Source organism: Sporolactobacillus sp. PKPK-6 (assembly GCF_056678885.1).
Genome location: NZ_JBWXPA010000001.1, coordinates 1,527,972 through 1,551,540, shown reverse-complemented (window position 1 = coordinate 1,551,540; position 23,569 = coordinate 1,527,972). Strand labels below are relative to the sequence as shown.

The 23,569-nt window shown below is 43.3% G+C and carries 23 protein-coding genes and 1 riboswitch; of the genes, 18 read left to right on the top strand and 5 right to left on the bottom strand.

Annotated elements, in window-relative coordinates:
- Window positions 1-102: 102 nt before the first annotated feature.
- The 3 genes from AC1MBV_RS07485 (at window position 103) to AC1MBV_RS07475 (ending at window position 1,646) form a co-directional block, all read left to right on the top strand.
- On the top strand, window positions 103-387 hold the full coding sequence (locus AC1MBV_RS07485; protein WP_255748274.1) for a type II toxin-antitoxin system Phd/YefM family antitoxin: 285 nt from the start codon (window positions 103-105) through the stop codon (window positions 385-387).
- A complete protein-coding gene (locus tag AC1MBV_RS07480) occupies window positions 371-640 on the top strand; it encodes a type II toxin-antitoxin system RelE/ParE family toxin (RefSeq protein ID WP_255748275.1) in 270 nt (89 codons plus the stop codon). The genes AC1MBV_RS07485 and AC1MBV_RS07480 overlap by 17 nt, the downstream gene beginning before the upstream one ends.
- Window positions 641-1,331: 691 nt before the next feature.
- Window positions 1,332-1,646 carry a hypothetical protein gene (locus AC1MBV_RS07475; protein WP_255748276.1) on the top strand — a complete coding sequence of 105 codons (315 nt, stop codon included), beginning with the start codon at window positions 1,332-1,334 and terminating at the stop codon, window positions 1,644-1,646.
- A gap of 128 nt (window positions 1,647-1,774) precedes the next feature.
- Here the strand turns inward: AC1MBV_RS07475 and AC1MBV_RS07470 are convergent, their stop codons facing one another.
- The 3 genes from AC1MBV_RS07470 to AC1MBV_RS07460 form a co-directional block, all read right to left on the bottom strand.
- The gene (locus AC1MBV_RS07470) at window positions 1,775-2,920 is read right to left on the bottom strand and encodes a YhgE/Pip domain-containing protein (RefSeq protein ID WP_480948008.1); all 1,146 of its coding nucleotides are present in this window, start codon (window positions 2,918-2,920) and stop codon (window positions 1,775-1,777) included.
- Between the two features lie 71 nt (window positions 2,921-2,991).
- Window positions 2,992-3,636: a TetR/AcrR family transcriptional regulator gene (locus AC1MBV_RS07465; protein WP_480948007.1), complete on the bottom strand. Its 645-nt coding sequence runs from the start codon at window positions 3,634-3,636 to the stop codon at window positions 2,992-2,994.
- 148 nt (window positions 3,637-3,784) lie between these two features.
- Complete coding sequence (locus tag AC1MBV_RS07460) at window positions 3,785-4,387, bottom strand: TetR/AcrR family transcriptional regulator (protein WP_255748279.1); 603 nt, start codon at window positions 4,385-4,387, stop codon at window positions 3,785-3,787.
- A gap of 130 nt (window positions 4,388-4,517) precedes the next feature.
- On the opposite strand from AC1MBV_RS07460, the gene AC1MBV_RS07455 reads away from it, so the two are divergent.
- The gene (locus tag AC1MBV_RS07455) at window positions 4,518-5,693 is read left to right on the top strand and encodes a transposase (RefSeq protein WP_255748280.1); all 1,176 of its coding nucleotides are present in this window, start codon (window positions 4,518-4,520) and stop codon (window positions 5,691-5,693) included.
- Window positions 5,694-5,848: 155 nt separating this feature from the next.
- Window positions 5,849-7,321, top strand: a complete 1,473-nt coding sequence (locus tag AC1MBV_RS07450) for an MDR family MFS transporter (protein ID WP_255748281.1) — start codon at window positions 5,849-5,851, stop codon at window positions 7,319-7,321.
- A gap of 616 nt (window positions 7,322-7,937) precedes the next feature.
- On the opposite strand, the gene AC1MBV_RS07445 is transcribed toward AC1MBV_RS07450, so the two are convergent.
- A complete protein-coding gene (locus AC1MBV_RS07445) occupies window positions 7,938-8,873 on the bottom strand; it encodes a DMT family transporter (protein WP_480948006.1) in 936 nt (311 codons plus the stop codon).
- A 180-nt stretch (window positions 8,874-9,053) separates the two neighbouring features.
- Between AC1MBV_RS07445 and AC1MBV_RS07440 the strand changes: the two genes are divergently transcribed.
- From AC1MBV_RS07440 to AC1MBV_RS07410, 7 genes are all read left to right on the top strand, one after another.
- Window positions 9,054-10,721, top strand: coding sequence for an alpha-keto acid decarboxylase family protein (locus AC1MBV_RS07440; protein ID WP_255748282.1), 1,668 nt, complete (start codon window positions 9,054-9,056; stop codon window positions 10,719-10,721).
- A gap of 387 nt (window positions 10,722-11,108) precedes the next feature.
- Window positions 11,109-11,342, top strand: a complete 234-nt coding sequence (locus AC1MBV_RS07435; protein WP_255748283.1) for a glutaredoxin family protein — start codon at window positions 11,109-11,111, stop codon at window positions 11,340-11,342.
- A gap of 179 nt (window positions 11,343-11,521) precedes the next feature.
- Entirely contained in the window at window positions 11,522-13,990 is a 2,469-nt protein-coding gene (locus AC1MBV_RS07430) for an FAD-dependent oxidoreductase (protein WP_255748284.1), read from the top strand.
- 154 nt (window positions 13,991-14,144) lie between these two features.
- Window positions 14,145-14,408: a metal-sensitive transcriptional regulator gene (locus tag AC1MBV_RS07425; RefSeq protein WP_255748285.1), complete on the top strand. Its 264-nt coding sequence runs from the start codon at window positions 14,145-14,147 to the stop codon at window positions 14,406-14,408.
- A 46-nt stretch (window positions 14,409-14,454) separates the two neighbouring features.
- Complete coding sequence (locus tag AC1MBV_RS07420; protein WP_255748286.1) at window positions 14,455-14,775, top strand: rhodanese-like domain-containing protein; 321 nt, start codon at window positions 14,455-14,457, stop codon at window positions 14,773-14,775.
- Between the two features lie 89 nt (window positions 14,776-14,864).
- A complete protein-coding gene (locus tag AC1MBV_RS07415) occupies window positions 14,865-15,167 on the top strand; it encodes a rhodanese-like domain-containing protein (RefSeq protein WP_255748287.1) in 303 nt (100 codons plus the stop codon).
- A gap of 13 nt (window positions 15,168-15,180) precedes the next feature.
- Window positions 15,181-16,827: an FAD-dependent oxidoreductase gene (locus tag AC1MBV_RS07410; RefSeq protein ID WP_255748289.1), complete on the top strand. Its 1,647-nt coding sequence runs from the start codon at window positions 15,181-15,183 to the stop codon at window positions 16,825-16,827.
- Between the two features lie 99 nt (window positions 16,828-16,926).
- Here the strand turns inward: AC1MBV_RS07410 and AC1MBV_RS07405 are convergent, their stop codons facing one another.
- Entirely contained in the window at window positions 16,927-17,250 is a 324-nt protein-coding gene (locus AC1MBV_RS07405) for a DsrE family protein (RefSeq protein ID WP_255748290.1), read from the bottom strand.
- A gap of 344 nt (window positions 17,251-17,594) precedes the next feature.
- Between AC1MBV_RS07405 and lgt the strand changes: the two genes are divergently transcribed.
- From lgt to AC1MBV_RS07375, 6 genes are all read left to right on the top strand, one after another.
- Window positions 17,595-18,398 carry a prolipoprotein diacylglyceryl transferase gene (gene lgt, locus AC1MBV_RS07400; protein ID WP_255748291.1) on the top strand — a complete coding sequence of 268 codons (804 nt, stop codon included), beginning with the start codon at window positions 17,595-17,597 and terminating at the stop codon, window positions 18,396-18,398.
- 733 nt (window positions 18,399-19,131) lie between these two features.
- Window positions 19,132-20,685 (top strand): ClC family H(+)/Cl(-) exchange transporter, encoded by a 1,554-nt coding sequence (locus AC1MBV_RS07395; RefSeq protein ID WP_480948005.1) that lies wholly within the window; start codon window positions 19,132-19,134, stop codon window positions 20,683-20,685.
- 34 nt (window positions 20,686-20,719) lie between these two features.
- Window positions 20,720-20,786, top strand: a riboswitch (Fluoride riboswitch).
- Window positions 20,787-20,867: 81 nt separating this feature from the next.
- Complete coding sequence (locus tag AC1MBV_RS07390; RefSeq protein WP_255748293.1) at window positions 20,868-21,485, top strand: DUF190 domain-containing protein; 618 nt, start codon at window positions 20,868-20,870, stop codon at window positions 21,483-21,485.
- 28 nt (window positions 21,486-21,513) lie between these two features.
- Window positions 21,514-21,915, top strand: a complete 402-nt coding sequence (gene crcB, locus AC1MBV_RS07385; RefSeq protein ID WP_255748295.1) for a fluoride efflux transporter CrcB — start codon at window positions 21,514-21,516, stop codon at window positions 21,913-21,915.
- On the top strand, window positions 21,905-22,276 hold the full coding sequence (locus tag AC1MBV_RS07380; protein WP_255748296.1) for a fluoride efflux transporter FluC: 372 nt from the start codon (window positions 21,905-21,907) through the stop codon (window positions 22,274-22,276). The genes crcB and AC1MBV_RS07380 overlap by 11 nt, the downstream gene beginning before the upstream one ends.
- A gap of 470 nt (window positions 22,277-22,746) precedes the next feature.
- Window positions 22,747-23,553, top strand: a complete 807-nt coding sequence (locus AC1MBV_RS07375; RefSeq protein ID WP_480948004.1) for an SDR family oxidoreductase — start codon at window positions 22,747-22,749, stop codon at window positions 23,551-23,553.
- Window positions 23,554-23,569 lie beyond the last annotated feature (16 nt).

Genomic DNA, 23,569 nt, shown 5'->3' with positions numbered 1-23,569 from the left:
TAAATGCACTTTTTAACTTAATCAAGCTTCTTTTAAAATGAAAATTTTTATAGATATATTATGGTATAATATATCTATAATTATGCTACGGAGGCAGATCCAATGAACATAAAGCCATCGGCTGCAATACGAAATAATTACAATGAAATTGCTGAATTGTGCCGGGAAAGCGGCGAGCCAGTTTATTTAACGAAAAATGGTGAGGGCGATCTTGTGGTCATGGACATTGACGCATTTTCAAGACGTGAACAGATGCTGCGTTTGAGAGAACATCTCATTGCTGCGGAAGAGGAACGGTTAAACGGTAAATCGGGGTATTCCATAGACCAGACGGTTTCACTGATGCGCCAGGCAGCTGATGAGGTTCGCAATGGGAAACAGCAGTAGGCGGTATTCGATTGTTATTTCCGAGCAGGCACTGGAAATGCTTGTTTCACATACGCGATTCCTCGCCAATGTAAACAATGAAGCGGCAGAAAAATTAATTAAAGCATTTGAACGTGCCGCAGAATCTCTGCAAATCAGGCCAGAGCGGAATCCATGGCTTGATGACAAAAATTTGCCAATTAATAAATACAGAAAGATCGTATTTAGCGGCAATGAGCCGAGAACCAGGTATAGTGCGGCTTTTTGTTCTTAACATTTTCAAGGATATACTGTATAATGAAGTCAGTTAAAGCGAGATTAATTGCAATACATAAGGTTAATTACATTGCCTTGTGTATATAATAAAAACGGCAGTTACCTGTGTTGTCGCACAGGTAACTGCCTAGGCTTTAGAAGCTGCTTTAAGAGCAGCACATCACAAGTGTAAAGCTATCACAAGGATAACCGCTACAATGAGTGTCGGCTCAGAGCGGTTATTTTTTATCCCTTGTGATATGGTCAAGTAAATTCAGCACAAAGTTCATACTCATAAAGAGCAGCCCAATGATGCCAATCACAGCCATAACAGCAGACAAGGATAAAAGCGCCTCCTTCCGTTCTCTGTCGTCTACGGGAGACACTACGAGTAACAGGGTGTGACACGCCGCCCTTCAAGCCGATCTATTGCCTTGTCCTCATTATACAATATATTTTCCCATTCGAAGTATTGCGTTAGAAAAATTCCCTGGCATGGTGTTGTCCGAGAATATTATATTCTTTCGTCATTATAAATCCGTGAACCAAGCTCCTCATCTAGAACTGCTATTGAACCACGATTAGAGTCATTAAAATAACTTTGGAAATTTCCGGATCGTTGCCCAGCGAAGATATCATTTCTCATATACTTTTCCCAGCCTCTATTTTTTTATTATTCTGTATAATACAATAGATTGTGGGAAGATCTTTTGGAAAAAAATGATAGTTATCAACACTTATTAAAAAGGCTTTGTAAAGCTCGAAATATTTCTCCGCGAAAGCCAAGATTTGAAAATATTGAAGACGTAGTCGTTATTCATGTTAAAAATCATTTGAAAGAAGGCGTAGATTTAGAATGTGTAAAAATTTTAAATCTCATCCATCAGACAATTCCTTTAGGAATAAAATACAGTGAACTATTATATTTGTATCCGGGCGGGAATCGTTTAGACAGAGTAACAATATCTTTTGACAAGGATGATTATATGCTATTAAACAAAAAACTAGAGAAAGGAGATCTTTGAATAAGTCATGCACGCTCTCAAGTAAATTGCTTGCATCGTAATTTTAACCTCTATATAACTTTAACTTATGTAGCACAAAACAAAGATGAGGCCATCCCTTTTGGACGGCCTCATCTTATTTATTAACTTTATACCGATTTGAGTTTCTTACGTCCTTGCCACCATCCGGCACCGAGCACGAGGATAAGTGCGCCGATTCCGATATACCCGAGAATTGAAGCCATTGTCCATAGATCTGCTTTTGCGCCGAAGTAGAGCACATCTTTGATCGTCTCCATATCAAAGCGTACCGGCACCCAGCTGTGAATCCAGTAGCGGAAGAAATGGTTCAGCATTTCTGGTGGGTAAGGGAGCAGCGGTGATCCGAAGAACCAGATCAGAATAACAATTGGCCACCCTTTAAATCCGAGCCAGTTAAGGACTGCCGTCTGGATCAAGTAATAAACGAATGCACTGAATGTGAGTGCCCAAATCAGGTTCGATGTGTCAGGCACATGAAGATTCATCATGCCGCTGACCACAGTGAGCAATGTGAGCGCTTGAGCGAAGGCGAGGACAAGACCTGCCAGCGTCTGACTAATGGTGAGGCGCAGTGACAGCGAGTCATTGCCCATTTTCTTGAATGTGCGCCACATAAGCAGCGAGCTGGTGAGCCCGCCGAGCCAAACGAGCATTGTCAGAAGTACCGGAGCATTACCGCCTGCGCTATGCGTGCCAACCTTATTTATCAAATGCGTCTCAGTGGTCATTGGCTGAGCCAGCACGTTCGCTTGGGCAGGACTCAGCTTCAAAAGATGTGCTTCTGCGGCCTGAAGTGTTTGATCACTAAAGGCTGCCGATATTCGATTGGATACTTTGGCGAAAATCGTTTGAATAGCAGTCGCGGCTTGGGCATTCATGCCTTGGTTCACCCATAATTCAAGCTTTGCCGTTTCTGGTTTTGCGGTCTGAAGAGTCAACAACTGTTCCGTGAAATTTTTGGGAATAATGACTGCCGCATAATAATCTTTGTTCTCCATTCCTTTTTTTGCTGAATGGAGACTGCTGCGAGAAACCCACTTTATCGGTGCGTCCGATTTGTCGAATGCGTCTTGCAGTTTTTCCTTAATGACTTTTCCGTTTGGTCCCTGATCTTCATTTACTAGGGCGACTTTTAATCCTTTAATTTTTGATGTGCTCGATGGACCAAATTGAGCGAAGGAAAAGATTGAGAGAACCAAAACGACGATGACAAGATACAGCCAAAATGATTTCTGAATAAAAATACGTAGCATATGAAGCCTCCTATATATTCACTGACCAATCAGTGAATAAAAATGCAATTTAATACTGGAGATTGTTTTATTCATTTCCAGCATTCAAGCAGAAAGTCGATGTTCGCCAGAAAGTAGCGCTTGGAATCCTCACTTAATTCATGCTCACCCAAAATAAACACACGCTCAAAAAGGTAGCTCTGAAAGAGAGCACACAGTTGGCGGGCCATCAGCCGGCAGTTGAGCGGACGAAGCTCTCCGCGCTGCACACGTTCTTCAAGCAGTTCAGCAATTTGCTCAATGACTGAATGAAAGGTATCAATGATCCATGAGGTCTGTTCTTTTTTCAGCAGCGGTTGCTCGTGAAACATGATTAATAGTGCTTTTCGGTTGCTGTCGGTAGTGATTAGAGTCCACATAGAGCGTAATATTCCAACAAGCATGTCACGAACCGAATCGTCACGATTCACGTTCTGTAAGACCTGACTAATAAATTCCGCTTTGCTTTCAGTTGTTTCCTGAATGACTGCGTCAAGAATCTGCTGTTTCCCCTCTGGAAAATAATAGTACATGAGTCCGTCTGCCATGCCGATCGCCCGGTTAATTTCTTTTGTCGAGGTATTGTGGAAGCCTTTTTCAGCAAATAAATTCCGCGCAGAGTCAAGCAGCTGCTTTTTGCGTTCAATAGCTTGCAAATCCCGACTGGTTAATTTCTTTTTTCTTGTAGATCCGTTCATTGATTCATTCACCTCATGGTCAATGTTAGCCAAGTTGAGTAGGTGACGTCAAGGTAAAGGTGGCATCAAATTATATTTTCATTAACTGATCGGTCAATGAAAATATAAACGACTTTTCACTTATTGTCAACATTTAGTTGCGATCATGTTAAGAAAATAGCGGATCAATTAATGTCTTTTTGATGTTTTCGATCATATCTGCTTCGCTGTATCCATTCTTTTGGCGCAGAAAAAGATAGATTTTTGGATTAACCGCTGCGATAAAAGTGTGAGCAGTAAAATCTGTATTGATCGGTTTCGCTGCGTTCGCCTTGATTGCTTCATCGAGCAGCTCACCAATTGTTTTGTGCATAAACAGATACGGCTTCGACTCAAAGAATGTTTTCTTTTTCCCCATACAGGACGTGAAGTTGTGAATGGTTTCAATTAGTGCAACATGAGTCTCCAGAAAATGGATATGTTCTTTCAACAAAGTCTGTAATCGTTCTTTTGCAGGCTTTGACTTTGATTTCTCTAAGTAAGAGGCGGTTTTTGCCTGCATCAGGTTGAACTGCTCATGCAGGAGCTCCATGCAAAGGTCACCTTTATTGGCGTAGCGTCGATACATCGTGCCTTGGCCCACATTTGCGGCTTTGGCAATCTGATGCATGCTGACATTCTCAACACCGTGCTGTGAGAACAAGGATTCAGTTGTTTGCAAAATTGATGCGCTTATCTCGTTGGCATCTCTGCGCTGTGTTCGATCAGGCATACAAAACTGGTCTCCTTTTTGTTAGGTTTAATCATTGTCCAAGGCCACTCTTTTTGCTAGGAGGCTGTTTCAATAATAGTCATATCACGAACGTATGTGCTATAATTAAGCTATGAAAAGAGGTGAAAGCATGCCCTTAAAAGGACTTAAAGTACGTATCTACCCCAATAAAAAGCAGAAGCTACTCATCCAAAGTAATTTTGGCTACAACCGTTTTGTTTGGAATCAAATGCTCCATATGCTGATTGAACGGTATAAAAATAATCCAAAAACTCCTTTTTTGAATGCCTATACCTTAAATAATTTGCTTCCGGCGTTGAAAAAAGAGTATCCTTGGCTAAAAGATGCAGAAAGTACCAGCCTTCAAGCCACCAATCATGATTTAGTCGAAGCCTATAAAAAGTTCTTTAAACAAAAACATGGATTTCCCAAGTTTAAGTCAAAGAAGTCTTTCAAAAAATCCTATCAATGCAAATGCGTCAATCAGAATATGAAACAGGTCGCAACACACTCGATCCAATTGCCGAAGTTAGGCAGGCTTCGCTTTAAAGCTGGGAAACCCATTCCAAAGGTCATTAAATCGGTAACTATTCGACAATCGTTTACTGGAAAATACTACGCCATTCTTCTTGTTGAAGACGAAAACCAAGCCTTCACGAAGACGAACGCACGTATTGGTCTTGATTTGGGAATCTCTGATTTACTTATTGGTTCGGATGAACAAAAGATTCCCAGTATTCGCTTTGACAAAAAACAGGCAAAAAAGCTGCACGAGTGGGAGAAACGACTGGCTCGGCGTCGTCTGCACGCACAAAAAGCTATGGCTTGGGACAAACACAATCAGGTTCTTCAGCCAAGACAGCTCGCCGACTTCAAAAACGTGCAAAAAGCCAGATTAATGGTGGCGAAACTCCATGAAAAAATGGCCAACCAGCGTCAGAATTATTTGCATCAGATCACCACAAAACTAGTGAAAAACTATGATCTGATCGCCATTGAAGATCTGAAAACCAAAAACCTTCTTCGCAATCATAAATTGGCACGGGTGATTGCGAACCAAGCTTGGGGAGAAATTCGCCGAATGCTTGAGTATAAATGTTCTTGGTACGATAAGCAGCTTATTGTCGTCAGTCCATATAAGACCTCACAGATTTGTTCCCATTGCGGGCATGATGATGGGAAACACGAACTTGGTGTCCGTGAATGGACGTGTCCACATTGCGGGGTGCACCATGACCGCGATGTTAACGCTGCAAAAAACATCTTAACTTTGGGCTTGGGACAAGCCTTGGTCAAAGAGTTGTAACCTCTGCTTTTGCGTCCTCGGACAAAAAAGTAAGTCTGCAATGTTCCCAGAAGCTCGGTACTTTAAGTACCGATGTAGTTCACTGTAAACATTAAATGAAAACAGGTCAATAATGAGGTCACGGGATAAATGGTAAGTAAAATGGAGGATGAAAGATGGCTTTAAAGAAAACATCAGACATTCGTTCTGATCAGGCAACGTCGATAAAAGCGATTATTGCGCCGCTTCTCGCAATCATTGTCGGTATGTTTATGGTTATTTTGGATGGAACGGCAATGAATGTTGCCCTTCCCGGACTTGTAAAAGATTTTGACAGCAAGATTTCTGTTGTTCAGTGGGCGGTAACAGGGTATGCGCTAGCCCAAGCAGCGGTTATTCCGCTTGCCGGATGGCTTTCCGACCGCTTCGGGGCAAAGCGGATTTTTCTCTTTTCGGTAATTATGTTTACGGTTGGATCCGGGTTATGCGCGCTCTCTACAGGCGTTGAGCAGCTGATCATCTTCCGAGTGCTTCAGGGTCTTGGCGGCGGTATGGTCGCGCCGATTGCGATGGCCTTTGTTTACCGGCTCAGTCCAAGGGATAAGGTTGGGGCTGTGATGGGCATGATCGGTATTCCGATGCTGCTTGCTCCGGCACTCGGCCCGGTTTTATCAGGATGGCTCGTTGATTATGCGAGCTGGCATTGGATCTTCCTCATTAACCTTCCTGTGGGTGTGCTCGCCGTTATTGCGGGCATTCGTACGATGCCGAATCTGGAGCGTCAATCTGTGCCTGCACTGGATTTTCTGGGCATGATTCTCGCACCGATTGCTTTTGCTTCAATTGCCTATGGTGTGAGTGAAGGCGGGACAAGCTGGACCTCTGCTAAGACAATTACAGGATTGGTCGTTGGAGGCATCGCGCTGATTCTGTTTATTATTGTGGAACTGCGGCGCAAGCAGCCGCTATTAGAGCTTCGCGTCTTTCGTTCCGCTGACTTTACAAAAGGGATCATTGTTCAATGGATCACACAGATTGCGTTGTTCGGAACGATGTTTCTCATTCCTTTGTTTCTTCAGCAGGGTAAGGGATTCAGCGCGTTTGAATCCGGCCTTGCCGTTCTTCCGCAAGCGATCGCAGCCGGTATTTTCATGCCGATTGGCGGACGGTTGTTTGATCGTCTAGGCGCGCGGCCCGTCGTTATTACTGGTTTAGTATTTATTACATCAGCTGCCTATCTGTTGTCGGGAATTTCAGCGGAAGATGGATCAAGGGCATTGATTCTTCCACTGGCACTGCTTGGCGGAGGAATGGGCTTATCGATGATGCCGTTAAATACACATATTATCCAGGCTGCCCCGCAAAATATTGTCAGCCGTGTCACGTCGCTGACAAACGCTGCTCAGCAGGTCATGATGTCTTTCGCGGTTGCAGGATTATCGACCATTCTTTCACAACGAATGGAGCAGCACTTGAAAGATGGCAGTCAGCCGCTTCAGGCACTGTCCACATCCTTCGGTGACACATTCTTTGTGTTAATGGGGATCGCAATCGTCGGGATGATCCTGAGTCTCATGCTGAAGCGTCCGAAAAAAGATACCGACGGAACAGAATCTTCAAAAGCGCCGGTCGTGGCAGAGCAACATTGATTATAGATAGTAAAAAATGAAAACAGGCAGAGAAAATCGAAAGATGATTTTCCTGCCTGTTTTTTGTAACAAGGAAAGAGAGCTATCGTTTTGCCTTGCTGGCAAGACGATATGGTCATAAAATACTGATTCCCAATCCGCACTTATCGGTTGGGCGATCAGATAGCGCCAAACCTGAAATAGACGGAAATACTCCGCTTAATTAGAAAATGAACGAAAAAATAGCTTAAATAGACGGAAAAATTCCGCTTATCGAATCGAAAAACGTGAAAATGGAGGGTTTTGCTTTGCAATAAGCGGAAAAATTACCCTTATTTACTGGCGAAACAAGCTCCATGATGAATATAACCGGAAAATCTCCGCTTATTTTACTCGTTAGTTAATGAAGGAGGGAATGCTTAATGAAAACAGAAGTGTTTGGAAAAATATTTTCCAGCAAAACGCAAAAATTTTGAAAAACCCGAACCCTCCATTTTTTGTTCCTATAGGAATTAGTTTTGATCGAGATAGGCAATTTTATCATTAATAACCGCTGCTTTAAAACAAGTAAGATCATATCAAATTGAAATAGTGGCCTGATAGGACATTAAATGCACGTTCTTCAGATCATAAGGTGCTATTGTTGAATGTCCGTTTTACTTCCTGAATCTGCAGGTTCGCGCTTAATGAATGTATAGGACAACGCGATAAAGATCAGCAGTATACCCACGATCTGCAGAAAAGTGGGAACAAATCCGGTGATCACGACATCAAGCAGGATCGCGACGAGCGGATCCAGATAGGTAAGTGCTGAGAGAATAGGAGTCGGAAGCGACCGAATGCTCTCATAAAAAAGCAGATACACCACGCCGGTGTGGACGACGCCGGTGAAAATGCTATAGAACCAGTTGGCAGCGGTTAGCTGAGCGTATAAGGAATAATGGACAAAAGGCAGCAGCATGATCACACCGATAAACGTCTGAATGATCGTTACTAAGTAGGGACTGGCATGCTTGATGTACTTTCCGGTGATGATCACCAGCGCGTAAAGACATGCGGCAATCAAGGCATAAACCGGTCCGGCAACCGATGTTCTGTTCATGAGGTCGCTTGGACGGACCCCTGAAATCAGTACGGTGCCAATGAAAGCAAGCGTCACTGCGCCAACTCCGATCCATTTGATCCGATCTTTGAAAAAGATCCACCCGATTACTAGAACAAGGATTGGAGCTAAGTTATAAATTGAGATGGCGACGGTGATTGCCGTTTTTTCAAAAGAAGCAAAGAAAAAAATCCAGTTCAAGACAAGAAAGATGCCGCCGATTATGATGGTGGTCATCTCTTTTTTCTGCCACTTTTCTTGCTTGTAGTGCCCGCTGATCAGCCAGAAGGCGGTGAGAAAAACAGTCGCGCTGATACAGCGAACAAAAACCAATTCCATAGACGGAAGACCAGTCAAACGCGAGAAAAAACCAATCGAACCAAAAATGGTCATGGCGATGCTCAATTTTATAAAGGCTGATTTGTTCACAGAATCATTTTCTCCTTCAAGCGGCCTTACCTTCGAACGCATGGCAACGCTTATCTCTGATGTCGTTTTTTTTATTATAAAGGATCGTTTCGTAGTGGTACAACTCATCGATCCGTTATCTCGAAACACCCGGTAATCGGAGCTATGGACGCTCATACATATCTCTCAACCGCTTGGTAAAAATAAGCTGCATGACAACTTTTTTATCTAGGGGGCAGAGCTATGCAGGTCGGTGAATTTTTGTTTGAATGCTTGAAAAACGAAAACATTACAGACGTTTTCGGGGTACCAGGTGATTATAATTTCTCGCTGCTCGATCAACTCGAAAAGGATGGAGAACTTAATTTTGTCCATTGCCGGAATGAATTGAATGCAGGCTACGCTGCCGACGGCTATGCGCGAGTGAAAGGAATCGGCGCGCTGATCACGACATTCGGCGTTGGTGAAATGAGCGCATGCAACGCGATTGCTGGTGCGTATAGTGAATCGGTTCCGATCATTCATATTGTCGGAGGTCCGAAAGCGATGATGCAGACGCAGCACAAGCTGATGCACCATACCTTGCTTGACGGAAATTTTGACACGTTTAAAAAAGTGTATGATCAGATTACAGCCTATGCGGCCGCCATCACTCCGGAAAATGCCGGTGTTGAGATCCCCAATGCCATTGCTAAGGCGCGAGAAACAAAGAAACCCGTTTATTTGACGATACCTACGGACGTTGTGACCGCACCTATGACATCAAGAGCGGGAAATCCGAAGCGAAAGAAAACGGATAAAGCTTCATTAAAAGAAGCGGTCCGAATGATTACTGCTCGCTTGCAAACCGCCGAACGGCCCATTATCCTTCCCGATGTTTACGCGATGCATTATGGACTTGGGGAGCAGGTAGAAGAACTTGCTCAGAAAATGAATGTTCCGTTTGTCACAATGATGATGGGGAAAGGGGCTTGTGACGAGAGTCTGCCAAATTATGCCGGCTTTTACTGCGGCAAACTCAGCAGTAATGAAGCGACTCGGAAGCTTGTTGAATCCTCTGATTGCGTGCTCGCGTTCGGAGCGGTATGGAACGATTACAATACCGGACTGTTTACCGACACTATTGATCCGCTCGCGATCATTAATGTGATGCCTAATTATGTTCAAATCGGAAAAACAATTTATCCGAACATCATCATTGATGACATGATCGACGCGTTTCCGGCTGGGGACCATTCATGGACATTGCCGCAGCAGTCGGTGTTTCCTTTTGATCAACAAAAGACGGATGATGGCGCACTATCTGCGGACGACTATTATTCGCAATTCCAGACGATGTTCCGCGAGCGGGACATTATTGTCACTGAATCCGGAACATTTGCATGGGGCTTGGCAGAGACTCGACTGAAAAAAGGCGTCACCTATATCACTCAGGGAGGTTGGGGCGCGATCGGCTATGCGCTGCCAGCCGCTTTCGGCGCATGTGTCGCTGCCCCGAATCGACGTGTTCTGCTCTTTACGGGTGAAGGCTCGATGCAGATGAACGTTCAGGAACTAAGCTCAATGCTGGAAAACGGCTGCAAGCCAATCATCTTTGTACTAAATAATAAAGGCTACACAATCGAAAAATATATTAACACAGTAAAAAGCACCGTTTATAACAATTTTCCTGATTGGGATTATGACAAATTGCCTGAGGTATTTAAACATGAAGCATTTACCGTTCAAACGCACACGACAAATGAACTTCGTCAGGCCGTTGCTGAAGCTGAAAAAAAGTGTGCCAAACAACTTTGTATCATTGAAATGATGGCCGATCCAATGGATGCGCCTCAGATAATCCATCGAATGCATGAGACAGTACTGGAAATGGAGAACAAGAGCAAGGGTCTGCTTTCTGTTTTCAAATAAATTGAATGTGAAAAAAAGAGCCGGTCATAGATCTCGAATTTTTCGAGTCGATGACCGGTTTTTTCGTTGTCTAGAAAATTATAAAAAATCGACTTGGCTAACTCTCCTTTAAACGATTCATAGCCTAAACTCATTTAGGCATGTTTCCTGAATCTAATCGAGAAGATAGGTGGTTCGTACTCATCAGTAAATAATTCATTATACAATTAAGAAAAATCTTATGAGCAAAATAGTTTTCTGTATACCCGTATGGGTATATACTATAGATGTAATAGAAATTTTATATTTGGTCTTGAGGCTATGAGGCTAGCATCAGCTTGCCAGTGATGAACAGTTAAATTTCTGATCTTTTAAGAGCTTAAAAAAATTTTAAAGGAGTTATGAACGATGAATGAAATTACTGTGTATACAACCAATACTTGTCCTTATTGCCATATGGTGAAAAATTTTCTGAAACAACAGGGACTACCATTTAAAGAAATCAATGTGCAACAAGATCAGATTGCGGGCCAACGTCTTGTGGAAACAACCGGACAAATGGGTGTACCACAAACAAGTGTTAATGGTCAATGGGTACTTGGATTTGATCCTAATCGAATCATGAGTTTTGTTCATGCATAATCTTGCTTGACCGGCAATAGGTTGAAGAAATCAATCATTGACCAAAAAGAGAAAAGGAAACCCTCTTCTCAATTTTTGATTGTTGAGAAAACCTTGCACCATTATACCCTATGGGGTATAATGGTGCTGAACATTGGCGGATTCATCGCCATGAATACATGCACCCAGGAGGTCTCATTGTGAAACAGCGAATCATTATTGTCGGCGGCGTTGCCGGCGGTGCAAGTGTAGCGACACGGCTCAGGCGATTAAATGAAGAAAATGAAATTGTCATGTATGAAAAAGGCGCTTACATTTCTTTTGCTAATTGCGGGCTTCCATATTATGTCGGCGGTACGATCCGTGAAAAAGATGCGCTGCTTGTCGAATCGGTTGAGAACATGGTCAATGAATTCAATATTGAGGTGCACAACAACACAGAAGTGATTGATGTAGATCCGGATAAACACACCATTTCTGTGAAGGACGTGTTGAATGGAGAGGAGTCAACGGATCATTACGATCGTTTAATTCTTTCAACAGGTGCCCGGCCGATTGTGCCTAAGATTCCAGGACTTGATCAAGCGGATAATGTTTTTTCTGTACGAAATATACCCGATGTTGAACGTATTAAAAATTATATCGATACTCATAAAGTGAGCAAGACTACTGTGATTGGCGGCGGCTTCATCGGATTGGAAATGGCTGAAAATCTCGTTGATCTTGGACTTGAGGTCACAATTATTGAGGCCAGTCCGCAAGTTATGGCACCGCTTGATTTTGAAATGGCGCAATTTGTCCATGAACAGATCGAACTTAATGGTGTCAAGCTCATCGTAAACGATGGGGTTGCTCGCTTTTCTGATAATGGCCATAAGGTTGTGCTAAGCAGTGACAAAGAAATAGACACAGACCTGACGGTGATGTCCATCGGTGTTTTGCCTGACAGCAGGTTGGGACAAAAGGCCGGTGTGAAGACGGGCATTAAAGGCGCGATTGTCGTTAACGAGCATTTTGAAACAAGTGTTCCAGATATATTTGCAATTGGCGATGTGATTGAGGTTAAAGATTTCATTACAGGAAATCCAACGTTAATTCCGCTCGCTGGCCCAGCCAATCGTCAAGGAAGATTTCTCGCTGACTATCTGAATGGATTGGATGCTAAGAATCCTCCTGTACAAGGAACAGCTGTGGCCAAGGTTTTTGTACTCACAGTAGCGACGACTGGAAAAAATGAGCGCCTTTTGAAGAAGGACGGCATCGCTTATCAGGTGATTCATTTACACCCGAATTCACACGCCGGCTACTATCCGGGTGCAGCGCCAATAGAATTAAAAGTTATTTATAATGAACAAGGAAGAATTCTCGGAGCGCAGGCGATCGGTACGGAGGGTGCGGACAAACGAATTGATATGATTTCTGCGGTAATGCGCATGAATGGATCGATTGAAGATCTTCAAATGATCGAAGTGGCCTATGCGCCGCCTTATGCATCAGCGAAAGATCCTGTCAATTATGCAGGTTATATCGGCGCGGATATACGAAAAGGTTTAGTGAAAACCGTTGAGTGGCATGAGGTCGATGCGCTTCTAGATAAAAAGGCGTATTTCTTAGACGTGCGCGAAGATTTTGAACTTGCTGCAGGAAAACTGCCGGGTAGTCATCATATTCCTCGGGGCGAATTAAGAAGACGGCTTAATGAACTTCCTAAGGATCAGCCGATTTATGTTTACTGCTCTGTTGGGCTTCGCGGCTATAATGCGGCCCGTATTTTAGATCTGAATGGTTTTGATGTGTACAATCTTGACGGTGGATTGAAGACTTATGAACAGGCTAAATATCAAACAGGTGCATCGCAGTCTCGTGTGTCACATGCCGTGAAAACAGAAGCAGCTTCAGCGGCAGCTGAGCAAGCACCACAGTGTACAAAAATTGAAGTCGATGCGTGCGGGCTGCAGTGTCCGGGTCCGATTCTCAAAGTAAAACAATCCATCGATAAAATGAATAATGGCGATTTGCTACAAGTTCAAGCGTCGGATTTTGGTTTTCATAAGGACATTGTCTCCTGGGCAAATGCAACAGGCAATCAATTGCTGACCAACGACATTGTCGGAAGTAAAGTTGTTGCGACGTTGAGGAAGGGGCCGAAAAGCAATAGCGAACCAGCACCAACCATGATACAAGATGCATCCAGTGCTGGCGGCGCCACGACGATGGTGGTTTTTGATGGCGATTTGGATAAAGCGATCGCAACATTTATTATTGCGACCGGAGCGGCTGCAATGGGCAAACCGGTTACACTCTTCTTCACTTTCTGGGGGCTAAATATTATTAAGCGGCATGCCAATACGAAGATCAGCAAGTCGGGAACCGATAAACTGTTCAGTATGATGCTGCCGAAAAATGCGAATCATCTGCCACTGTCGCGAATGAATATGGCCGGCATGGGACCGAAAATGATTAAAAAGGTCATGGCTGGCAAGAATGTTGACAGTCTTGATGTGATGATCGAGCGTGCGAAACAGCTTGGGGTAAAAATGGTTGCCTGCACGATGAGTATGGATCTCATGGGCGTTGCACGTGAAGAAATCATCGATGGTGTTGAATTTGGCGGTGTTGCCAGCTATTTAGGCGAAGCAGCAAAATCAAATGTGAACCTATTTATTTAATCAAATCAAATCATTGAATAAGCCCCCTTATTGATAAGGGTAGGTCATAGATTAAACGCGTAGGTGCGAGATTCCTGCGGGATTGCTCCGATTTGCTTGGCTTTAAAAAATAAGTTGAATAATATACCTGTATCGGTATAAAAGGAGGCAGCTCATGGAGTATACAGCACAAATGACCAATCGATTGAAACGGATTGATGGGCAAATCCGTGGAATTATTCACATGATGGAACAGGGTGAAGACTGCCGCAGTGTGGTCACCCAGATGACGGCTGCACGGTCAGCAATGGATCGTGCACTGGGTCTAGTCATTGGCAAGAATCTTGAAGCTTGCTTGCGGGAACAGATTGAAAACGGTGAAGAGTCAGCAGAATCAATCATAAACGAAGCGGTTCAAATGCTGGTGAAAAGCCGTTAAGGGATCATGATGAAGTGAATCCAACGGCATAAGGAGGAAATCAGTCATGAGATGCATGTTCTTTTGTAAACCCAAAATTAAGAAGATAAGTACTTCAGAGCTAAAGGAAGTCTATCTGCCGAGTAAAAAGGGTAACTATTTTCTTGACGTACGCACAAAAGCAGAATTCAGTGGTCAGTCAATTCCGGGTTTTGTCAATATTCCATTGCAAACCCTGCACAATCATCTCAATAAGATTCCGAAAGAAAAAGAAGTGGTTGTCATTTGTCAAAGCGGTATGAGAAGTTCGATGGCCTGTAAGCTTTTGAAAAAAGCAGGCTATGAAAAAGTGACTAATGTGCGTGGCGGAATGAATCGCTGGTTTTAATTTTTTATTGGGAAAGATATACCCACATAGGTATTCAAATGCGCGGTTTTTGATAAAAAATAAAAAATTGTTTCAAGGAGGAAACCTGCATGTATGAAGAGTGGACACCCGAAGAAGTAGAGCAACGGATACGCAGTCATGCGCCTGTAAGTATTATTGACGTTCGCGAACCATTCGAATTTGTTGAGGGGCACATTCCTGGTGCCAAGAATATTTCGGTTAATAGAATCCAGAATCGACTCAATGAAATCAATAAAAATCAAGAACATATCATTGTTTGTCATTCCGGAAGCAGAAGCGGTGTGGCTTCTGCCATTTTGTCCGCAAGTGGATTTAAGGTCAAAAATATGACAGGCGGGATGATGAGCTGGCACGGACCGATCGAATTTTAAGGAGGGAAACTCAATGAAATACGTCATTATTGGAGGAGTTGCCGGCGGTATGTCGGCAGCCACACGTCTGCGCCGATTGAATGAAGATGCGGAGATTATTGTTTTGGAACGCGGACCTTATGTTTCTTTTGCCAATTGTGGGCTTCCCTATTATATTGGGGGAGTGATTAAAGAACGGTCGAAACTGCTTGTGCAAACGGCAGAAAAGCTGTATCAACGTTTTCGTCTGGACGTGCGGACGGAAAGCGAAGTGACGCGTATTGATCGAGAACAAAAGAAGGTGGTCATTGGTCATCATGGAAAGACTTATGAAGAGACCTATGATGTGCTGATTCTCTCAACAGGCGCGCACCCGATGCGTCCGCCAATTGAAGGAATCGACCAAGCGGACAATTTGTTCACGCTGCGCGACGTTCCGGACGCTGAACGTATTGTTCAGTATCTGCAGCAGCATCAAGCGGGTCGTGCGGTGATCGTTGGTGCCGGCTTTATCGGCATTGAAATGGCCGAGAATTTGGCAGAACGCGGAATTAAAGTGACGATTGTTGAACGAGAGCATCAAGTCCTTCCTCCGCTTGATCCGGAAATGGCGATTATGATCGAAGCTGAACTGAAAAAGCACGACATTGAGGTGCTCAAAGGAAAAACAGTAATGGGCTTTGAGAAAAAAGGTGCGGTTCTTGTTCTCGATGACGGCACGCGCAAGCAGACGGATCTGACGCTATTATCGGTCGGTGTTGTTCCAGAGTCATCCTTAGCTGATCACGTGGGCTTGGCGCTTGGCATTCGTCGAAGCATATCGGTGAATGATCAATTACAGACTAGTGATCCAAACATCTATGCCATTGGAGATGCAATAGAGGTTGCTCAAACTGTCGGCGGTCGGGCAGCAGTTATACCGCTTGCTTCTCCGGCTAATCGGCAGGGGCGCATGGTTGCTGATATTTTAAGTGGGATGAAACGTAGTTACAAGGGAACTCTGGGTACATCCATAGTGAAAGTCTTTGATTTGTCTGCAGCTGTAACCGGATTGAGTGAGAAACTATTGCAGCGATTCAATATCCCCTACGAAGCGCTGCACACGAGCCCGCCGGATCATGCAACCTATTATCCGGGCAGTTTGCAGATGACGCTAAAGCTGCTCTTTGATCCTGAATCTGGAAAGATGCTGGGTGCACAGGCGGTTGGCGAGAAGGGAATCGATAAGACTATTGATGTACTTGCCACAGCAATTCATGGACAGATGACTGTCAATGATCTGACCGAATTGGAACTAGCTTACGCTCCGCCATTTAGTTCGGCAAAAGCACCGATTAATTTGATCGGCTATGCTGCAGAAAATTTGTTGGACGGCAATGTGCAGAATATTCAATGGAACGAAGTAGATCAGCTTGTGAAACAAGGAACGATACTTATTGATGTTCGGACAGAGCAGGAATATGGGAACGGAACCATCCAGGGGGCTATGAACATTCCTTTAGACGATATTCGTGAACGGTTAAGTGAGATACCGAAAAATTGCGACCTGATTGTGACGTGTCAGGTAGGCCTTCGCGGCTATCTAGCGGCGCGTATTCTTGCTCAGAAAGGCTATTCGGTAAAGAATCTGGATGGAGGCTACAAACTGTACCATAACGTTTTCCCGGAAAAAGTAAAGTGACAAGATTCTGATAAAAATCAATCATATCTGCCGATTAAGTGGATCTGGTCTATTAAAAGAATGGGAGGACACCTGTAGTAAATCATAGGTATCCTCCTTTCACGGCTTAATGTATGCGTAACCACTGCTTTGTTTTTCCACTAATTCAACAACTCCTGCGGGAATAACAGATACAAATGCAAATAGTTCTTCCTTAAGTATGTGATGCGCATTCAAGGCATTCCGGCAGGCAACAAACTGAACGCCCTGATCCTTCAAACTGTTCATCTGATTGATAAATTCTTCAGACTTATAGCCAATGACAGCCACACCATTAGCCAGCACTTCGACCTCAGCGGTCATATCCGCCAGAAGGTTTTTAACATTTCCAAGCAGCAGAGGCGACTTTTCTTTTTCATCGATATGGAAAATGACATGATCCATAGTTCCCGTCTCCCTCCACTTCGTCTTTCTGTTTAATATAATACAACAGTCTTTGATAATACGAGAAATACGTCAAATTTTTTTAAAACCGTACATAGGCTTAATAAAAACCAGTTTTTAATTCATAGGTGTGTTCCATTGAGCGATTATCGCCTTTTTCATAGAAAGAGATGATCTTGATACAGTGGTTACTCTAATCGTTTTTTCTATTCTGATCATTAGTTTTATATTGGTAGAATGGCGCAGTCTTAATAGACTAGAAGATTAATATGATACAATTTATTCGATAAGTAGGCGAAAAATCTAAAGTCAACAAAAAATCGTTGAAGTGGAGGAATAAATCTTTGACTGTTCAACCGTTAAACCCGGTCGCTATTCATCTTGGTCCGATTCAAATTTATTGGTATGGTATTATTATTGCCTGCGGTGCGCTGCTTGGTTTGATGATTGCTTTGCGTGAAGGCGACAGAAGGGGTATTCCCAAGGATACATATGTCGACCTTATTATGTTTGCCGTACCGATTGCCGTCATTTGTGCACGTATTTATTATGTTGCTTTTGAATGGTCTTTCTATTCGCAACATCCGTCACAAATCGTTGCTATATGGAACGGTGGCATTGCTATTTATGGCGCTTTGATTGGAGGGGCAGCCACGACGATTGTATTTTGTCGTATGCGTCATCTGTCGTTCTGGAAGATTGCCGATGTTATTGCACCGAGTGTGATTCTCGGACAGGCACTTGGACGTTGGGGCAATTTTATGGATCAGCAGGCTCACGGTGGTCCGACGACCCGAGCTGCGCTTGAGAATATGCATCTTCCGGATTTTATTGTCAATCAGATGCTGATTAACGGCACCTATTATATTCCGACGTTTCTATATGAGTCGGTCTGGGATATTGCAGGATTTATCCTCCTCCTTATACTAAGGCGGGTGAATTTGCACCGTGGTGAGCTTTTTATGTCCTATATCATTTGGTACTCGCTCGGTCGCTCGTACATTGAAGGTCTAAGGACAGACAGTCTGATGCTAGGGCCACTGCGTGTCTCTCAATGGCTGGCAATGGTACTAATCATTATCGGTGTCGGGCTGATCCTGTTCTGGAGAGTGAGAAAAGAGAAACGTCCTTATTATCTTGATACTTGATCATTTCATGAGCTAATAGCACAATCAGTTATGTTCTTATAAATGTGAGATTAATTCTTTGATTCATAGTTATTAGACTATGAAATATAAACCGGCTCTTGCAGTTAAATAGACTAAAAAATAGCCATAAAACCTGAACTGCCCCCCTTAAGTTGGACAAATGAAAGTTCAACTTAAGGGGGGCAGTTTATTTAAGGGTGGTTTTGATTACTCGATCTATTGTATTTTGTGGTGTGGTTTACGTTAATATAATCGCAATCAATTTTATTTGAGAGAGGTAATCTATGCCCAACAAAATATCTGTTTCACAGGCACGTTGTGAACTGAAAAGTCCAAATAGGAGGACGTACTGGCCGCGGACGCTCAAGGTCATAAAGATGAAACAATTGAAAAAGGGATTATCTCTTTAACAAATACTTAGGGGCTTCACATGCTGTTTCAACACGAAGAACATCTGGCAACACGCAAAAAGAAGGGAAGGACTCGACGGCGCTGATCAGAGTTAAAAAACAGTGCCGGCAGAATGTGAAACCGACGATTGCTTATCTGCCGTGTGATAGATAGCGGCGATGAGCGCTAAACTTTCTTTTAAGCAAGGTACCATCACCTGATCTTTTTGTGGATTAAATGCTGATAAATTTTTTCTGTCACAAGGCAGGTGAAGAATTATAATGAAGTAATGAAATTGAACTAATGCTACAAGTAATTGAAGGGAAGTGATGAAATGAAACCATTGAACGAAAGAAAAATTCGAGGAAATTCTGATGCGACTCGACTGTTATTCATTATGGAAGGACTGCTTGTCGGTTTGCTGGCAGGCGGAGCGGTCAGTTTATTCCGCTTGTTCATTGAATTATCCTTACATTTTTGGCAATATCTCTATCGGATGGTGCCGACACATCTTTGGTTAATTGCTGTCTTTATTCTCATTAATGGTATCCTCGCGTTAATTATTGGCATGTTCGTTCGTTCTGAACCCAATATTATGGGTTCAGGGATTCCTCAGGTAGAAGGGCAGCTTGCCGGTGATATAAAAATGAATTGGTGGCAGATTTTATGGAGAAAATGGATTACCGGGATACTTGGCATTGGTTCAGGGTTATTTCTGGGTCGGGAAGGTCCTTCTATTCAATTAGGTGCCGCGATTGGTCAGGGCGTGGCGGAACGAATAAACTCAATTGAATCGTCGCGGCGGGTTTTTATTGCGTGCGGTTCTGCGGCTGGTTTATCCGCAGCTTTTAATGCGCCGATGGCCGGAACGTTGTTTGTATTGGAAGAGGTCTATCACAATTTTTCTCCCCTTGTGTGGATGACGTCTTTGGCGGGGGCCATTGGCGCGGATTTTATCTCGTCAAACTTTTTTGGACTTGTTCCGGTGCTTCAACTCCACTATCAGGCAAGTTTCCCACTTTATTTGTATGGGCACCTTATTTTACTGGGCGTTGTGCTGGGCGTGCTTGGTTTTGTTTATCAAAAGGTATTGCTTTTTATGCCTCGTGCCTATGCGGCAGTTGCACCAAAACTGCCCCGTCATTTTCACGGAATCATTCCCATGCTGCTTGTGATACCAATTGGAATTTTTTTGCCGCAAACCCTTGGCGGGGGAAATCAGTTGATTTTAGATGTTCGTAACCTTCCATCGGTTGTTTGGATTCTTTTCTCATTGTTTGCACTTCGTTTTATCTTTTCGATGGTTTCCTACGGATCGGGCCTTCCCGGTGGTATTTTCTTGCCTATTTTGACTCTTGGTGCGCTGATTGGGGTTGTCTATGGTACATTAATGGCGCAGCTCGGATTGATGCCGAAGATTTATATTATGAACTGTGTCATTTTTGCCATGGCCGGTTATTTTGCGGGGATTGGCAAAGCACCCTTTACGGCAATTATTTTAATAACTGAAATGGTGGGAAATCTTGAACACTTGATGCCGCTTGCAGTAACCTCATTTGTTGCCTATGTTATTGTCGATGTACTTGGCGGCGCGCCAATCTATGAATCACTTCTAGAGCGGTTGAATCTGGGGAAAAAGTTAAATCAGCTGAGCGGTAAAAATGACCGATTGGAGTTTCCGGTGTTTGCCGGCAGCCAATTGGAAAAAAAGCTCATTCGTGATATCCATTGGCCAAATGACGTCTTGCTCATTGGTATTCGTCGTGGTGAGCGCGAAGTGATTCCTCATGGAGATACGTTGATTCATTCAGGGGATACGCTGATTCTGTTGACAGATCGCAATGAGCGCAGCAAGGTTAAGCGGATGTTGCACGAAATGAACACAATGGGTACATGATTCAGTTCATAATTTGTGCTACAATTAAGGCAATAATTTAATCGGTGATGATGTTCGCCATTAACCGCTGTACATTTGCAGCTGATAACGTCTGTCTCATTCCCCGTAAGATGGGGAGTCATTGAGGCAGGCGTTTTTTAATTGTTACCATTTAAACAAGTTAAAAATAGAGGCGATAAAAGATGGAACAGTTGCTGAGAATAGTTGTTAGTGAAGAGATGGGAGTGAAACAATGGCTGCTTCGTTTCCTATGGGAAAAGGGGTTCCCCGGGCTGACCATTCGACAAAGTGAGATGAGCCTTGATGAAAGGGGTCTACGGCACGTCAGTGTTCTGGAGGACCAATTATATAATGATTTGGCACTTATTATTGAGACAGTAGCGGATGAAACGTTGATTACATCGATATTGCCGCAATTAAAAGAACGGCTGAAGCATGGGCAAATTTGCGTCACAAACGGATTGGAGGGTGATAAGATGAATGAACATCGCTATTATACAGTGAAGGTGTATACGAAAGAAGATAATACATGGTTCAAAAAGGAAGAATACGAAAAAGTGTTGCTTTTCTTTCAAGAAAAGAACGCGATATGGACATCCATGACCAAAGGAATTGCCGGCTATGGCAGGAATCGAGTGATTCATACTCAGAAAATGTTTTCGTTGAGCGGCAAAATACCGGTTGTGATTGAATGCGTTGTTAAGGGTGACTACTTGAATCAATTGCTTGCCGAGTTAAAAACAATTGTTGAAGAAGGAACCATTTTTACAACGCCGGTTCACTTAATTGAAAATAAATAGAAATGATTAAAATGGGGAGGATTTTTAGGTGTATTATGTATTTCTTGTGATCTTCGGCATACTTGGGGCGATTTCTCGCTATTCAATTAGTCTTGTGATTCACGACACGGCGTTTCCATTGGCAACGCTCTTGATCAATGTCCTTGGCTGTTTTTTACTTGCATTCATCACTCAGTTTTTGTCACGCATCCCGAAACTGTCAAGCCGATTGGTAACAGCGATTGGAACTGGATTCGTCGGTTCCTTCACCACCTTTTCAACGTTTTCACTTGAGTCGATGCACTTAATTCAAACCGGACAACTATTCGCTGCCTTCCTATATCTTTTGATGAGCGGATTGGGCGGATTTATGGCATGCGGGCTCGGTTACCGATTTAGTAAGTGGCTTCTGATTCGTGGAAGAAAGGGCGTGCTCCAACATGCTGATTAATTATTTAATGGTTGCGCTAGGCGCTTCATTTGGCGTTCTTGCTCGAGTGATGCTTTCCAATGAAATAAAGCGTAGATGGACGCGTGTGTTTCCATTGGCAACATTCATTGTTAACTTGAGCGGTGCGTTTGCGTTGGGTTTGCTCAACGGAGTTGGTGTAAGTCCGACGCTTTCGCTGCTTCTCGGTACGGGATTTATGGGTGCCTATACAACATTTTCTACCTTTAATGTGGAAAATGTTGAGTTGAGCAGACGGAAACATTATTGGTCGCTCTTTTGTTATGCAGGTTGCTCCTACGTGTTTGGCCTATGTGCGGTTTATGCGGGTATTCTGATTGGGAATGTTGTGCAAGGAGGATAATTGAAAGATAGTGCCGGAGAAGTTAAGAAAGCTTCTTCGGCACTTGAACGTTCAGCGTTCGTGACAGTCTCCGGGCAATTAGCAGGTCCGCCTTCTTTAGACGAATAGATCGTTGCCACAGGTGCTGTTGATGATCATTGACTGCTTTCCCTTGTAAATCGGCCATTCCGAGAAGGTTAGGAAAAAATCATAATAAAAGCGATTTCAAATTTGCTAATCAGTGTGATTGCTTCTTAATAACGAACGGTCTTCATTCATTTGCAGCTTGAGATTCGGCAGAATTTTCGTGACACGTATTCATACAATTCATTTCCAAGACATGAGAAAAAGTCCGTATTAATTATTTATGTAAGCGCTATTATAATTAAACCGTAAAGAGATAAGCATGAATCAAGATCATGTTAGTCAATTTGTTAAAAATGACTGATATGAAGATTCAAAAAAGTTTTAAAATAGAGGAGAGATTGAAAATGGTTAATTCTTCATGGCTTGGATTAAAAAACAAGGTAATCATTGTGACAGGCGGCGCATCCGGAATTGGCAAACATATTGCGCGTACACTTAAGGATACAGGCGTCCAGGTTGTTGTAGGTGATCTGAATGCGGAGACTGGTTCGCAGGATGAAGAAGGAATTTACTATGTTCAGCTCGATGTTACAAAAAAGGCAAGTGTTGAGCACTTGGTTGATCATGTAGTCGCTAAATTTGGAACTGTTGACGGACTTGTCAATAATGCGGGGATCAATCTTCCAAGATTGCTGGTCGATTTTAAAGGTGAAAAGCCGGAATATGAGCTGGATGAAAAAGCATTTGACCTCATGATCGGCGTGAATCAAAAAGGTGTATTCTTCATGACTCAGGCCGTTGTTCGAGAATTTCTAAAGAAAGGCTCCGGTGTCGTGGTGAATACGTCTTCTGAAGCCGGCATGGAAGGATCAAATGGTCAAAGCTGTTATTCTGCAACAAAAGCGGCAGTTAATGGATTTACGCGTTCATGGGCAAAAGAGCTTGGCAGCCATCATATCCGTGTCGTAGCAGTGGCACCCGGAATTAATGAAAAAACAGGACTAACAACAGACGCTTACAATGAAGCGCTTGCCTATACAAGAAACATTACGGTTGATCAGTTGGGAACGGATTATGCGAAAGCCATTCCTCTAGGCAGACCGGGTCGACTGGACGATATCGGTAATTTGGTCACTTATCTGCTGTCTGACCGCGCCGATTATATTACTGGAACGACGATTAATATTACAGGCGGAAAATCGAGAGGCTGATCATCGCCCGCCTCTC

What these genes read in the sequence shown, in the direction of transcription:
- AC1MBV_RS07485 (WP_255748274.1), top strand. Translation starts at nt 103, where the DNA reads ATGAACATAAAGCCATCGGCTGCAATACGAAATAATTACAATGAAATT.
- AC1MBV_RS07410 (WP_255748289.1), top strand. Translation starts at nt 15,181, where the DNA reads ATGAAATACGTCATTATTGGAGGAGTTGCCGGCGGTATGTCGGCAGCC.
- AC1MBV_RS07435 (WP_255748283.1), top strand. Translation starts at nt 11,109, where the DNA reads ATGAATGAAATTACTGTGTATACAACCAATACTTGTCCTTATTGCCAT.
- AC1MBV_RS07415 (WP_255748287.1), top strand. Translation starts at nt 14,865, where the DNA reads ATGTATGAAGAGTGGACACCCGAAGAAGTAGAGCAACGGATACGCAGT.
- AC1MBV_RS07420 (WP_255748286.1), top strand. Translation starts at nt 14,455, where the DNA reads ATGAGATGCATGTTCTTTTGTAAACCCAAAATTAAGAAGATAAGTACT.
- AC1MBV_RS07445 (WP_480948006.1), bottom strand. Translation starts at nt 8,873, where the DNA reads ATGCGTTCGAAGGTAAGGCCGCTTGAAGGAGAAAATGATTCTGTGAAC.
- AC1MBV_RS07405 (WP_255748290.1), bottom strand. Translation starts at nt 17,250, where the DNA reads ATGGATCATGTCATTTTCCATATCGATGAAAAAGAAAAGTCGCCTCTG.
- AC1MBV_RS07380 (WP_255748296.1), top strand. Translation starts at nt 21,905, where the DNA reads ATGCTGATTAATTATTTAATGGTTGCGCTAGGCGCTTCATTTGGCGTT.
- AC1MBV_RS07425 (WP_255748285.1), top strand. Translation starts at nt 14,145, where the DNA reads ATGGAGTATACAGCACAAATGACCAATCGATTGAAACGGATTGATGGG.
- AC1MBV_RS07470 (WP_480948008.1), bottom strand. Translation starts at nt 2,920, where the DNA reads ATGCTACGTATTTTTATTCAGAAATCATTTTGGCTGTATCTTGTCATC.
- AC1MBV_RS07375 (WP_480948004.1), top strand. Translation starts at nt 22,747, where the DNA reads ATGGTTAATTCTTCATGGCTTGGATTAAAAAACAAGGTAATCATTGTG.
- AC1MBV_RS07450 (WP_255748281.1), top strand. Translation starts at nt 5,849, where the DNA reads ATGGCTTTAAAGAAAACATCAGACATTCGTTCTGATCAGGCAACGTCG.
- AC1MBV_RS07455 (WP_255748280.1), top strand. Translation starts at nt 4,518, where the DNA reads ATGCCCTTAAAAGGACTTAAAGTACGTATCTACCCCAATAAAAAGCAG.
- AC1MBV_RS07465 (WP_480948007.1), bottom strand. Translation starts at nt 3,636, where the DNA reads ATGAACGGATCTACAAGAAAAAAGAAATTAACCAGTCGGGATTTGCAA.
- AC1MBV_RS07390 (WP_255748293.1), top strand. Translation starts at nt 20,868, where the DNA reads ATGGAACAGTTGCTGAGAATAGTTGTTAGTGAAGAGATGGGAGTGAAA.
- AC1MBV_RS07440 (WP_255748282.1), top strand. Translation starts at nt 9,054, where the DNA reads ATGCAGGTCGGTGAATTTTTGTTTGAATGCTTGAAAAACGAAAACATT.
- AC1MBV_RS07480 (WP_255748275.1), top strand. Translation starts at nt 371, where the DNA reads ATGGGAAACAGCAGTAGGCGGTATTCGATTGTTATTTCCGAGCAGGCA.
- AC1MBV_RS07460 (WP_255748279.1), bottom strand. Translation starts at nt 4,387, where the DNA reads ATGCCTGATCGAACACAGCGCAGAGATGCCAACGAGATAAGCGCATCA.